This is a genomic window from Caballeronia sp. NK8, assembly GCF_018408855.1.
Classification (GTDB): domain Bacteria; phylum Pseudomonadota; class Gammaproteobacteria; order Burkholderiales; family Burkholderiaceae; genus Caballeronia.
On sequence record NZ_AP024322.1, the window covers coordinates 1,556,584 to 1,569,855 of the forward strand.

Here is a 13,272-nt window from a genome sequence, read left to right on the forward strand (position 1 = left end):
ATTTTGCGTACATCATGCGCGATGGCATTCTGCACGCATCGTGCGAAATTCAATCCCGCCTCGACACCTCTTCCGGTCCCGGCAACGAAGCGGTGGTCCATCCACCGCCCAGTGCCTTCACGAGTGCGACGCTCGCCGCCATGCGCCGCCGCTCGATGCGCAACGCCGTGCGCTGATCCGACAGCACGATGGCCTGCGTCACGACCACGCTCAGGTACGTGATCGCGCCGTTTTCGTAGCGGTTGCTCACCTTGCCCAGCGCGCGCTGGGCGGCATCGACCGCGTCGCGTTGTGCTTCGCCCTCGCGGCGCAACACCTCCAGCGCGTTCAAGTTGTCTTCGACCTGCCCGAATGCCGTCAGCACGGTCTGCCGGTAGTCGGCGACGCTCTCGTCGTAGGCCGCACGCGCCGCATCGCGGGCCGCCGCCCGGCCGCCGAAGTCGAGCACCGTGAACGCGAGTTGCGGCCCGAGCGACCAGAAACGGCTCGGCGCTTCGAGCCACGAACTCAGGCGCGTCGCTTCGAGGCCGCCCGTCGCGGCGAGCAGCAGGTTCGGGAAAAACGCCGCTGTCGCCACGCCGACGCGCGCATTCGCCTCCGCGACGCGCCGCTCCGCCGCCGCGATATCCGGCCGCCGTTCGAGCAACGCGGACGGCACGCTGAGCGGCAGCGCGGCGAGCGCCGCCGACGGAAGCGGAGAATGCGCTTCGTTGAGCGGCACGACATCGAGCGCGAAACCCGATGGCGACTCGCCGACGAGAATCGCGATCGCATTGACGAGGCTCGTGCGCGTGGTCTCCAGATCGATCAGTTGCGCCTGCGTCGCGCGCAATTGCTCTTCCGCCTGCGCGACATCCGATTCCGCCGCGACGCCGCCCGCGAAACGATCGCGAGTAAGCGCGAGCGCCTTGTCATAGGCTTGCAGCGTCGCCTGCAGCAGCCGCTCCTCTTCGACGACGCCGCGCAGATCGAAGTAATTCGTGGCGAGCTCGGCCTGCATCGAGAGAATCGCGCTTTGCAGATCCGCCGCGCTTGCCTGCGCCTCCGCTCGCCCGCCTTCGACGGCGCGCGAGATGCGGCCCCACAGGTCCGGCTCCCAGGAGATTTGCGCATCGATCAGATAGTCAGGCACGGTGACGCCCGCACTCGATTTGTACAGCACATTCGACGACACGCGCGATTGATTGAACGCCGCGTTCGCGGTAACCGTCGGGAAATAAGCTGAACGCGCCTGCGCGGCGGCCGCGCGCGCCCCGCGAAAGCGCGCGGCCGCCGCGGCCACGGTCTGATTCGCCGTCGCGACGCGTTCTTCGAGCGCGTTCAGTTGCGGGTCGCCATAGACTTCCCACCACGGGGCGCGGCGCGTCGTGTCGGCGGGTTGCGCGGGCTTCCAGTCTTGCGATGCCGTCGCGTCGAGCGGTATCGGCGACTTGTACGCGGCAGGCGCGGCCACCTCGGGCCGAACGTAGTCCGGCCCCGCCACGCAGCCCGCCAGCACGGAAATAGTTAGGAATGCAACGAGTCGGATTGGTGCGCGCGTCATCACGATTCGCTTCCGTCCGGCTTCGCTGCGCCGCCATGCGCGCCTTCGCTCGCGCCCGCGCCGTTATCCGCGTGGCCGATGCGCACCGTCGCGCCATCGATGATGGAATCGGGCGGATTCACGATCACGCGTTCATCGCCATTCAATCCCGAGACGATCGACACACGCGTGCCGTAGTCCGTGCCGAGCGTGATCGGCAGCAGCTTCACGCGATTGTTCGCATCGACGCTCGCCGCATGCACGCCGTCGGGACGGAACAGCAGCGCGTTGCCCGGCAGCGTATAAGACGGGTTCGCGCTCGTGAGACGAAAGCGCACTTGCGCATACGCGCCCGCGAGCAATTCGCCGGTCGGATTCTTCACGTCGACCTCGACGCGCATCGTGCGCGCGACCGGGTCCACTGCGCCCGCTGTGCGTACCGTCACGCCCTCGAACTTGCGGTTGCGATCCTCGTTGAGCAGCAGTTCGGCGGGCAGTCCCACCGCGATCATCCGCGCGTAAGCCTGAGGCACATCGACGAACACGCGCAAGGTGGAAGCATCCTGAATGTGAAAGAGCTCGCGGCCGGCCGCGCCGCTGCCCGCATCGATCAACTGGCCGACATCGGTGTTGCGCGCCGTCACGACGCCATCGAAAGGCGCATAGATCTTCTGAAACGAAACGAGCTGTTCGAGCCGCGATACGTTCGCCTGAGCCGCATTCAGCGCCGCTTCCTTGGCGAGCATGTCGCCGTTCTTCTCGTCCGTTTCCTGACGCGACACCGAGTTGTTCTTCAGCATCAGTGCCCAGCGTTCGGCCGTCGTCTTCGCGAGCAGATAGTTCGCGCGCGCGGTCTGCGCATCGGCGCGCGCCTGGCGAAGCTGGTCGTTGATTTCGGGTGCATCGATTTCCGCGAGCAACTGGCCTTTCTTCACCTTCGTGCCGATATCGACGGTCCAGCGCTTCAGATAACCATTGGTGCGCGCGAAGATCGGCGCATCGGAGTACGCGCGGATATCGCCCGCGAGCACGAGATCCTGGGACGCCTTCATGCGCGCCGGCTTGATGACCTCGACCGTCTGCGCGCCATGCTCGTTCGCATCGCGTTCGAGTTCCGCATGCGCCGCGCGCCTCGAAAAAATCCCTTGCGCGATGAGCACGACGACCACCACGAGCGCGATCGCGAGCCATAAGCGCCCTCGCCGTCCGTTGCCCGATCGTTGCGACCCCTGCTCTTCCATTCTTGCTCCACCTGCTATTCGATTGTTTTATGCGCCGCTTCGCTGGCCCGCGCGCCCGGACCCTTGCCGCGCGCTTCCATGCGCCGATAGATGACCGAGAACACGACCGGCACGAAGAACAACGTCGCGATGGTGCCGACCATCAGCCCGCCGATCACGGCGCGTCCGAGCGGCGCGTTCTGCTCGCCGCCTTCGCCGAGGCCGATCGCCATCGGCACCATGCCGATCATCATCGCGGCGGCGGTCATCAACACGGGGCGAAAGCGCGTATAGCCTGCTTCGAGTGCGGAACGTATCGCATCGCCGTGCTCGGCGAGCGCCGTGCGCGCGTAGCTCACCACCAGAATGCTGTTCGCCGTCGCGATGCCGATACACATGATCGCGCCCGTCAATGCGGGAATCGACAGCGTCGTATGCGTGAGAAAGAGCGTCCACACGATGCCCGCGAGCGCGCCCGGCAAAGCGGTGATGATGATGAACGGATCGAGCCACGACTGGAAGTTCACGACAATCAGCAAGTACACGAGCACAACCGCGAGAATGAGGCCGAACGCAAGTCCGGAGAACGAACCATTCATCGTCTCGACCTGGCCGCGCATGTCGATGGTCGAGCCTTTGGGCAGCTCGCCGCGCGCTTCGTCGAGGATGCGCTGCACGTCGTCGGAGACCGCGCCGAGATCGCGCCGCTCGGTGGTCGCATAGAGATTGATGGTGGTCTGCGCGTTGTAGTGATAGACGACCGCATCGCGCGCGCCGCGCGACAGCGACGCGAGCGCGCCCAGAATATTGGTCTTGCCGCTCGCCGACGTGACCGGAATGTTCGCGACCGATTGCAGCGAATTCATGTCGTATTGCGGCGCGGTCGTGATGACGTTGTAGCTCACGCCATTCACGGGATTGAGCCAGAACGTGGGCGTCGTCTGCTGGCTGCCCGACAGCGTGATGAGCAGATTGTTCGCGACATCGCGCTGCGTGAAGCCTGCTTGCAGCGCCTTGGTGCGATCCACTTCCACATTGATCGAGGGCAGATCCGACGGCTGCTGGATGCGCGCATCGACGAGGCCCGGCACACGGCGAATCTTTTCGAGCAGGCGATTCGCGAGCGCACGATTGCCGCGCACGTCACGCCCGGTGATCGCGATATCGATCGGCGCAGGCACGCCGAAGTTGAGGATCTGGCTCACGATATCCGCCGGCAGGAACGAGAACGTCACGCCCGGAAACTCTTGCGGCAGCCGCTTTCTCAGCTCGCGGATATAGCCCTCGGTAGGCGCGTGATCTTCGTTCAGGCTGATGAGCACGTCGGCATCGGCGGAACTCACCGTGCCCGTGTTGTTGTACGAGAGATTGATGCCCGATACCGGCAGACCCATGTTATCGATGATCGAGCGAATCTCGCCGCGCGGAATCAGTTGCCTGATGCGCGCGTCGACGCGATCGGTGAGCGCCGCCGTTTCCTCGATGCGCGTGCCGGTTTTCGCGCGCATGTGCAAGGCGATCACACCCGAATCGATCGACGGAAAAAAGTCCCGGCCAAGGAACGGAGCCAGGCCGAGCGACAACAGGCAGCACACCAGGAACAGCGATGCGAAGCGTCCGGGCTTCGCGAGCTGTGCCTCGAGAAAACGCCGATAACGATGACGCACCGACTCGAAATGACGCTCGAACGCGAGATGGATACGCACGAACGGATTGCGCGAGCCCTTCATCGATTCGATGTCGCCGCCCATGTGCTCGTGATGCCGCAACAGATACTTCGCGAGCGTCGGGATCAGCGTGCGCGAGAAGAAGTACGACGCGAGCATCGCGAACACGACGGCCTCGGCCATCGGCACGAACAGATAGTGCGCGACGCCCGTCAGCAGGAACATCGGAATGAACACGATGCAGATGGAGAGCGTCGATACGAGCGTCGGCACGGCGATCTGCTGCGCGCCATCGAGAATCGCCTGCTCCAGCTCCTTGCCCTGCTCCAGGTTCTGGCTGATATTTTCGATTGCGACTGTCGCATCGTCGACGAGAATACCGACCGCGAGCGCCAGGCCGCCGAGCGTCATGATGTTGATCGTCTGGCCGATCGCGGAGAGCGCGACGATCGATGTCAGCATCGAAAGCGGGATCGAGATCGCGATGATGAGCGTGGCGCGCCAACTGCCGAGAAAGAGCAGCACCATGAGCGCGGTCAGGCCCGCCGCGATCACCGCTTCACGCAATACGCCCGACACCGATGCGCGCACGAACAGCGATTGATCCGCCACGGGATCGATCTTCAGCGACTCGGGCACCATGCCGCGCAAGGTCGGCAGCAGGTTCTTCACGCGCGCGACGATATCGAGCGTCGAGGCGTTGCCGCTCTTGTTGATCGTCAGTAACGAAGCACGCGTTCCATCGACGCGCACGATGTTGGTCTGCGGCTGAAAGCCGTCGCGCACGTGCGCCACGTCCTTGATGTAGATCGTGCCGCCAGGGCCGGTGCGGATCGGGATGTCGTTGAGTCCTTCGATCGAACCGGGGCTCGCGTTCAGACCCACCGAGTATTCGGTCGAACCGATCTTGGCGGTGCCCGTTGGCAGGATGAGGTTCTGCGCGCTGATCGCATTGACGACATCGGTGGGCGCGAGGTTCTTCGCCTGCAGCTTGCGCGAGTCGATATCGACCATGATCTGCCGCTGCTTGCCGCCATACGGCAGCGGCACCGACGCGCCCTGCACCGTCGCAAGCTGCGTCTTCAGGAAGCTGTTGCCGAAGTCGTAGAGCTGTTGCTCGGTAAGCTCGGCCGATGACAGCGCGAGCCGCAGAATCGGCACGGTCGACGCATTGAAGCGCAGGATGTTCGGCGGCGTGATGCCCGGCGGCAGCGAGCGCAATTGTGTCTGCGAGAGCGCGGTGATCTCGGCGATCGCTTCATCGACATTCGCATTCGGCTGGAAATAGATGCGAATCACCGCGATGCCCGGCAGCGATTCCGACTCGATATGTTCGATGTCGTTGACCGCCACCGAAAGACCGCGCTCGTAGTTGAGCGTGATGCGGCGCTCCATCTGATCCGGCGGCAAGCCCGTGTACGACCAGATGACGCTGACGACCGGAATGTCGATGTTGGGAAAGATATCGGTCGGCGTGCGCACAATGACGAGCGGACCGATGATCAGCAAAAGCAGCGACAGGACGATGAACGTGTACGGGCGCTTGAGCGCGAGTCTGACGATCCACATCTAAGTTCCGCCTGCCCCGTCTGGTGTTCGTTGTTCGAATGCTGTTCGATTGCCGTGGGTTTCCCGAGCGAAAGCCCCCGCTACGATGACACATTTGAAGCTTACAAAACAATTTGCGCAAACGGTTGCGAGGGTTTATGCGGAAGAATTTCTGCAGAAGAATGCGAGGCCGCACCGAAAATGGAACGAGCGCTCCAATTGGTGGGAAAGACGTTGCGCCCCGCGGAACGCGAGGCGCTTGACTCGATGAGGCTTAGACGGTTGCGGGTCGCAGGTCGAGCACGCGTTTTGCCTTGCCGGTCGCGGTCGTCGGCAGTTCGCCGGAATCGAGCACGCGCACCTGCGTGGAAACGCCGACTATCGTCTTGACGCGCTGCTGAAGCTCGCGCGAAAGACCGGCGCGATCGCTGTCGTTCAGGCTCGCGCAGACTTCGGCGCGCGCTTCCACCGAAACCGACAACGAATCCATGTGACCCTCGCGCGACACACACAGTTGGTACTGACCCGAGAGACGCGGAATCGCAAGAATCAGCTCCTCGATCTGGCTCGGGAACACGTTCACGCCACGAATGATGAGCATGTCGTCGGAACGGCCCGTGATCTTCGCGAGGCGGCGCATCGAGCGCGCGCTCGGCGGCAGCAACGACGTGAGATCGCGCGTGCGGTAGCGGATCATCGGCATCGCTTCCTTCGTCAGCGACGTGAAGACGAGTTCGCCCGTGCTGCCTTCGGGAAGCACTTCGCCCGTGACAGGATCGATGATCTCCGGATAGAAATGGTCTTCCCAGATCGTCGGACCGTCCTTCGTTTCGATGCATTCGCAGGCGACGCCCGGGCCCATGATTTCCGAGAGCCCGTAAATGTCGAGTGCCTGAATGCCTGCGCGCGTTTCGATCTCGCTGCGCAAACCCTGGCTCCACGGCTCCGCGCCGAAGATGCCGATCTTGAGCGACGTATTTGCCGGGTCCATGCCCTGACGCGCCATCTCGTCGAGCAGATTCAACATGTACGAAGGCGTCACGAGAATGATCTTCGGCTCGAAGTCGCGGATCAGCTGCACCTGCTTCTCGGTCTGGCCGCCCGACATCGGCACGACCATGCAGCCCAGACGTTCCGCGCCGTAGTGAATGCCGAGACCGCCCGTGAAGAGGCCATAGCCGAATGCGTTGTGCAGCGTGTCGCCCTTGCGGCCACCCGCGGCGCGGATCGAGCGCGCGGTCACGTTGGCCCAAGTGTCGATGTCTCTCGCCGTGTAGCCGACCACCGTCGGCTTGCCCGTCGTGCCGCTCGAAGCATGCACGCGCACGACCTGATCGCGCGGCACCGCGAACAACCCGAACGGATAGTTGTCACGCAAGTCGGTTTTCGTCGTGGTCGGAAAACGCGCGAGATCGGAGAGTTCGCGCAGGTCGTCGGGATGCACGCCTGCCGCATCGAAGGCGCGACGATAGTGCGGCACGTTCTCGTAAGCATGACGCAAAGACCATTTGAGGCGCTCGAGTTGCAGCGCCTGAAGCTCGTCCCGGCTCGCGCGCTCGATCGGCTCCAGTTCGTTTTGCTGTGCAATGGATTGGACCACGGTTGTCTCCTGCATGAAGGCTCGATGAATGAATGTTCGGGATTCGCTTCAGTGGAAGCGTTGGCCCGCGTAACGCAAGGCCGATATGAGTGGCGACGCGCGATAACGGTCTTCGCCGTAGTGCGCCGCGAGATGAAGCAGCACATCGTGAATCTGCCCGATGCCGATACGCTCGCCCCACGCAAGCGGACCGAGCGGATAGTTCACGCCCTTCTCCATCGCGAGGTCGAGATCGGCGCTCGTGCAGACGCCCTGATTCACCGCGTCCGCCGCTTCGTTGACGAGCATGGCGACGGTACGCATCACGGCCATGCCGGCGATATCGTTCAGCGGCACCACCGCATAGCCTGCCTTCGTCAGCGCGCCGGCGACGGCGGCGTAGGCGTCATCGGCGCACTGGCGTGCGCGCGTGAGCGCGACGCTTCGTGCATTCGCGTAGTCGAGCGCGAGATCGATCAGCACGATGTTGTCGATGCCGGTCGCATGCGCGCGTTCAGTCGCGGTGCGTCCATCGGTGAGAAACAGATACGCATCGTCGATCTGCGCGATGAGGCCTGGAAGATCATCGCGGCACAGACTGGTTTCGCCGATACGTGCTTGCAGTTGCGCGTACAACGGTGCGCTTTCACCACGCACGATCTTCGAAGGCGTGCGCGTGTTCGTCTCGATGCGCGCGGCAGGCTTCACGGCATCGGCGGCGTAATCATAGAAACCACGGCCCGTCTTGCGGCCGAGAAAGCCCGCGTTCACCAGTTCCTGCTGGATCAGCGAAGGCGTGAAGCGCGGATCGTTGAAGTACGCGTTGAACACCGATTGCGTCACGGCGAAGTTCACGTCGTGGCCGATCAGATCCATCAGTTCGAACGGGCCCATTCTGAAGCCGCCCGAATCGCGCATGATGGTGTCGATGGAAGCTGCGTCCGCAGCCTGCTCGTTCAGAATGCGCAGGCCCTCGGCATAGAACGGCCGCGCCACGCGATTGACGATGAAGCCCGGCGTCGATTTCGTATGGACCGGCTTCTTGCCCCACACGGCCGCCGTGGCGTACACGGTGCGCGCGACCTCATCCGATGTGGCGAGACCGCGCACGACCTCGACGAGCGCCATCAGCGGCGCCGGATTGAAGAAGTGCATGCCGACGACGCGCGACGGATGCTGCAACGGCGCGGCGATCGCCGTGATCGAAATGGACGACGTGTTGGTCGCGAGAATGCAGTCCTGCGTCACGATGCTTTCGAGCTCGCCGAAGAGCGCGCGCTTGACGTCCAGACGCTCGGCGACGGCTTCGATGACAAGCGATGCCGTGCGCAAATCCGCGAGATTCGCAACGATGCGCAGGCGGTCGATGGCTTCCTGCCCCGCTGCCTGATCGAGCTTCTTCTTGTCGATCAAACGCTGCACGTTCGTTGCGATGCCGGCATGCGCCTTGTCGAGCGCTTTCGCATCGAGGTCGTAAAGCAGCACGGTGTGTCCGGCGAGCGCCGCGACTTGCGCGATGCCCGCGCCCATCGCGCCTGCGCCGATCACACCGATGATCGCCGATGCCTGAATCGCCTGTGTCATGGTCGTGGCCCTCAGACGCGTTCGATCGCGATCGCGATGCCCTGCCCCACGCCGATGCACATCGTGCACAGCGCATAGCGGCCATTGCGGCGTTCGAGTTCGTACAGCGCCGTCGTGACGAGACGCGCACCCGAAGCGCCGAGCGGATGGCCGAGCGCAATGGCGCCGCCGTTCGGATTCACACGCGGATCGTCTTCCGCGAGTCCCAGTTGACGCAGCACCGCGATGCCTTGCGAAGCAAAGGCTTCGTTCAGCTCGATCACGTCGAACTGGTCGAGCGTGAGGCCCGTGCGCGCGAGAAGCTTTTTCGTCGCGGGTGCGGGGCCGATGCCCATGATGCGCGGCTCGACGCCAGCAGTCGCCATGCCGATGATGCGCGCGCGCGGCGCGAGTCCATGACGCTTTGCCGCCTCTTCGTTCGCGATGATGAGCGCGCATGCGCCGTCATTCACTCCCGACGCGTTGCCCGCTGTAACGCTGCCATCGGGACGCACGACGCCCTTCAGTTTCGCAAGCGTTTCGAGCGTGGTCTCGCGCGGATGCTCGTCGCGATCGACCGCAATCGATTCACCCTTCTTTTGCGGGACACTTACAGCGACGATCTCCTGGGCGAACGTGCCGTCGGCCTGTGCGCGCGCCGCGCGTTGCTGGCTGCGCAGCGCGAAGCGGTCCTGCGCATCGCGCGAGATGCCGAAATCGACAGCGACGTTTTCCGCTGTCTCGGGCATCGAATCGACGCCGTAACGCTCGCGCATCGCGCGATTGATGAAGCGCCAGCCGATGGTCGTATCGAAGATGTCGGCGGAACGCGAGAACGCGCTCGATGCCTTGCCCATCACGAACGGCGCACGCGTCATGCTTTCGACGCCGCCCGCGAGATAGAGCGAGCCATCGCCTGCCTTGATCGCGCGCGCGGCGCTGCCGACCGCGTCCATGCCGGAACCGCACAGACGGTTGATCGTCGAGCCGGGCACGTCGATGGGCAAGCCCGCGAGCAGACCCGACATGCGCGCGACGTTGCGGTTGTCCTCGCCTGCCTGATTCGCGCAGCCGTAGATCACGTCGTCGACCTGCGTCCAGTCCACCGATGCATTGCGCTTCATGAGCGCGGTGATGGGCACGGCGCCGAGATCGTCGGCGCGCACGTCCTTGAAAACGCCGCCGTAGCGGCCGATGGGCGTACGAATCGCGTCGCAGATGAAGGCTTCTGTCATGACAAGTCTCGATGTAGTGGATGATCGATCACGACGAAGCCGCGCGATGGATGCATCGCTGGCGACTTCGGCTTGTATGGGTCTGGGAATGCGTCGGCTTCAAGCGCATCATTGCGATGCGCGTATTCACACGGATCAGGACGGCGCTTAGCGCTCGTCGAAACTCACGACCACGCGCTCGCTCACCGGATGACACTGGCAAGTCAGCACGAAACCATCATCGATTTCATGTTGTTCGAGCGTGAAGTTCTTTTCCATCTTCACTTCGCCCTCGAGCACTTTCGCGCGGCACGTGCAGCACACACCGCCCTTGCACGCGTACGGCAACGCGAGGCCCGCTTTCAAACCCACATCGAGCACGCTCACGCCTTTGTACGGCAGGCGCAGCTTGCGCTTCTTGCCGTCGATGATCAGCTCCAGATCCGCCGCAGGCGTGTTCTCCGTGATCTCGATGGCCGGCACCCCCGCCTGCGGCAACGGCGTGCCGAAGCGCTCGACGTGAATCTGCTTCAGTGCGACACCCGAGTCCTTCAATGCCGCTTCGGCCGCATCCATCATCGGGCCGGGGCCGCAGATGAACGCTTCGTCGATTTCTTCAGGCGAGAGCAGGCTTTCCAGAAACGCCTTGCACTTCGCTTCATCCAGCACGCCGTTGAAGAGCTCCACGTCCTGCAGATCATCCGACAGCACGTGATACAGCGAGAAGCGATCCATATAGCGATTCTTCAGATCTTCGAGCTCCTCGGCGAACATGATCGCGTCCACGCTGCGATTGCCGTACACCAGCGTGAAGCGGCTGGTCGGCTCCGTATCCAGCGTCGTCTTGATGATCGCCAGCACCGGCGTGATGCCCGAGCCGCCCGAGAACGCCACATACTGCTTCGCGTGATCCGCGTTCAGGTGCGTGAAGAAGCGGCCATCGGGCGTCATCACTTCGATCTCGTGGCCGGGCTTCAAGGTATCGAACGCGAAGTTCGAGAAGCGGCCGCCTCGCACACGCTTGATGCCGATGCGCAATTCGCCATCGCGATCGTAGTCGGTCACGCCCACGCAGATCGAATACGAACGGCGCGTTTCTTCGCCATCGATATGCGTCTTGAGCGTCACGAACTGGCCCTGCGTGAAGCGAAACGCATCGCGCAGCGCGGGCGGCACCTCGAACGAAACAGTGACCGCATCGGCGGTTTCGGGTCGCACGTCACGGATGCGCAGCGGGTGGAATTGCGGAGTCGCCATGTTTTTCGGCTCGCTTCAGTTGATTCGGTTGATTCGGTGATTCGGTTGATTCAGTGATTCGGTTCAGTACGGCTTGAAGTAATCGAACGGCTCGCGGCAATCGATGCAGCGATACAGCGCCTTGCACGCCGTCGAGCCGAACTGCGCCAGCTTCTCCGTGTGCGTCGAGCTGCAGCGCGGACAGGCGATCACCTCGGGCTTGCGCGGCACGAAACGGATCGGCTTCACGTTCGATACGGGCGCGCTGCCGCATTGACCTGTCGGCGGCGCGATGCCGTAGCGGCGCAGCTTCTCGCGCGCTTCATCGGTGATCCAGTCGGTCGTCCACGCTGGCGCCAGCACCGTCTCCACGCGATGCGCGCCGAGTTCAGCCTGATCGATCGCCTGCGCGATATCCTCGGCAATCTGCGACATCGCAGGACACCCCGAGTACGTCGGCGTGATCACCACTTCGAGCACGCCATCGTCGCCGTGGCGCACATCGCGCAGAATGCCCAGCTCGCGAATCGATACCACCGGAATCTCCGGATCAGGCACCGCTTCGAGCACGTGCCACGCGCGTTCGATGCTTGCGTCGGCCGTATTCATTTACCAGCTCGCGCCCGGATGCTGACGCGCCAGACTCTGCATTTCCGCCAGCAGATAGCCCATGTGCTCCGAATGCTCGCCGTGCTTGCCCGTCGTGATGTGCTGCACTTCGGCGGGCGCTTTGAGCGTGGCTTCTTCGAGCGCCGATGCAACCTGCTCACGCCATGCCGCTTCGAACGCGCTCGCCAGCGGCGCGATGCCCGCATCGGCGACGGCCTGCTCGATCGCGTCGGTAGCGAAGAATTCGCGCGTGTACGGCATCAGATAATCGAGCGCGGCCTGCGCACGGCGATGCGACTCGTCCGTGCCATCGCCGAAGCGCACCAGCCAGTCGCGCGCATGATGCAGGTGATAGCTCGTCTCCTTGATCGACTTCGCCGCGATCGCCGCGAGTTGCGCATCGCTCGATGTCTGCAGCGCGCTCCACACTTCGATCATCAGCGCCGAGTACAGGAAGTTGCGCACGATCGTCACCGCGTAATCGCGCTCGGCGCGTGTCGTGCCCGCCAGCGGACCGACGTGCGGCAACTCCGCGATCGTGTAGTTGGCGAACTCACGCTCGGTGCGGAAGTACGCGTAATCGTCTTCGGTTTTTTTCGTGCCGTTCAGCGATGCTTCGAGCGTCGCCGCGTGCGTATAAAGAAGCCGCGACTGACCGATCAGATCCAGACTGATGTTCGCCAGCGCGATGTCTTCTTCCAGCGCCGGGCCGTGACTGCACCATTCGGCGTTGCGCTGGCCGAGGATCAGCGCGTTGTCCGCCAGACGCAGCACGTAGGCGAGATGTTGTTCCTGACTCATGACGCTCCCGCCCTTACATGTGATTGATTTCGTCGGGCAGCACGAAGAACGTCGGATGCCGATAGATCTTGTCGGCCGCCGGCTCGAACAATTCACCCTTGTCCGCCGGGTCCGATGCCGTGATCGCCGCCGACGGCACCACCCAGATGCTCACGCCTTCCTGACGGCGCGTGTACACGTCGCGCGCCATGCGCAACGCCGCGCCCGCATCCGGCGCGTGCAGACTGCCGCAATGCTTGTGATCCAGTCCCTGCTTGCTGCGCACGAACACTTCCCAGATCGGCCATTCCTTGTTCATCTTCATCGTCTCCAT

General features: G+C 63.5%; 10 protein-coding genes. All 10 read right to left on the minus strand.

The window, feature by feature from the left end; translation table 11 throughout:
* Positions 1 to 49 precede the first annotated feature (49 nt).
* Positions 50 to 1,543 carry an efflux transporter outer membrane subunit gene (locus NK8_RS07515; protein ID WP_213225917.1) on the minus strand — a complete coding sequence of 498 codons (1,494 nt, stop codon included), beginning with the start codon at positions 1,541 to 1,543 and terminating at the stop codon, positions 50 to 52.
* Positions 1,543 to 2,763, minus strand: a complete 1,221-nt coding sequence (locus NK8_RS07520; protein ID WP_213225918.1) for an efflux RND transporter periplasmic adaptor subunit — start codon at positions 2,761 to 2,763, stop codon at positions 1,543 to 1,545. Before NK8_RS07520 ends, NK8_RS07515 begins: the two co-directional genes overlap by 1 nt.
* A gap of 14 nt (positions 2,764 to 2,777) precedes the next feature.
* Positions 2,778 to 5,978 carry an efflux RND transporter permease subunit gene (locus NK8_RS07525; protein ID WP_213225919.1) on the minus strand — a complete coding sequence of 1,067 codons (3,201 nt, stop codon included), beginning with the start codon at positions 5,976 to 5,978 and terminating at the stop codon, positions 2,778 to 2,780.
* 253 nt (positions 5,979 to 6,231) lie between these two features.
* Positions 6,232 to 7,572, minus strand: a complete 1,341-nt coding sequence (gene paaK / locus NK8_RS07530; RefSeq protein WP_213225920.1) for a phenylacetate--CoA ligase PaaK — start codon at positions 7,570 to 7,572, stop codon at positions 6,232 to 6,234.
* Positions 7,573 to 7,605: 33 nt separating this feature from the next.
* Positions 7,606 to 9,120 (minus strand): 3-hydroxyacyl-CoA dehydrogenase, encoded by a 1,515-nt coding sequence (locus tag NK8_RS07535; protein WP_213225921.1) that lies wholly within the window; start codon positions 9,118 to 9,120, stop codon positions 7,606 to 7,608.
* 11 nt (positions 9,121 to 9,131) lie between these two features.
* On the minus strand, positions 9,132 to 10,334 hold the full coding sequence (gene pcaF / locus NK8_RS07540; RefSeq protein WP_213225922.1) for a 3-oxoadipyl-CoA thiolase: 1,203 nt from the start codon (positions 10,332 to 10,334) through the stop codon (positions 9,132 to 9,134).
* A gap of 147 nt (positions 10,335 to 10,481) precedes the next feature.
* The gene (gene paaE / locus NK8_RS07545) at positions 10,482 to 11,570 is read right to left on the minus strand and encodes a 1,2-phenylacetyl-CoA epoxidase subunit PaaE (RefSeq protein WP_213225923.1); all 1,089 of its coding nucleotides are present in this window, start codon (positions 11,568 to 11,570) and stop codon (positions 10,482 to 10,484) included.
* Between the two features lie 63 nt (positions 11,571 to 11,633).
* A complete protein-coding gene (paaD, locus tag NK8_RS07550) occupies positions 11,634 to 12,158 on the minus strand; it encodes a 1,2-phenylacetyl-CoA epoxidase subunit PaaD (RefSeq protein WP_213225924.1) in 525 nt (174 codons plus the stop codon).
* A complete protein-coding gene (gene paaC / locus NK8_RS07555) occupies positions 12,159 to 12,959 on the minus strand; it encodes a 1,2-phenylacetyl-CoA epoxidase subunit PaaC (protein ID WP_213225925.1) in 801 nt (266 codons plus the stop codon).
* Between the two features lie 13 nt (positions 12,960 to 12,972).
* Positions 12,973 to 13,257, minus strand: a complete 285-nt coding sequence (paaB, locus tag NK8_RS07560; protein ID WP_014191517.1) for a 1,2-phenylacetyl-CoA epoxidase subunit PaaB — start codon at positions 13,255 to 13,257, stop codon at positions 12,973 to 12,975.
* Positions 13,258 to 13,272: the final 15 nt, after the last annotated feature.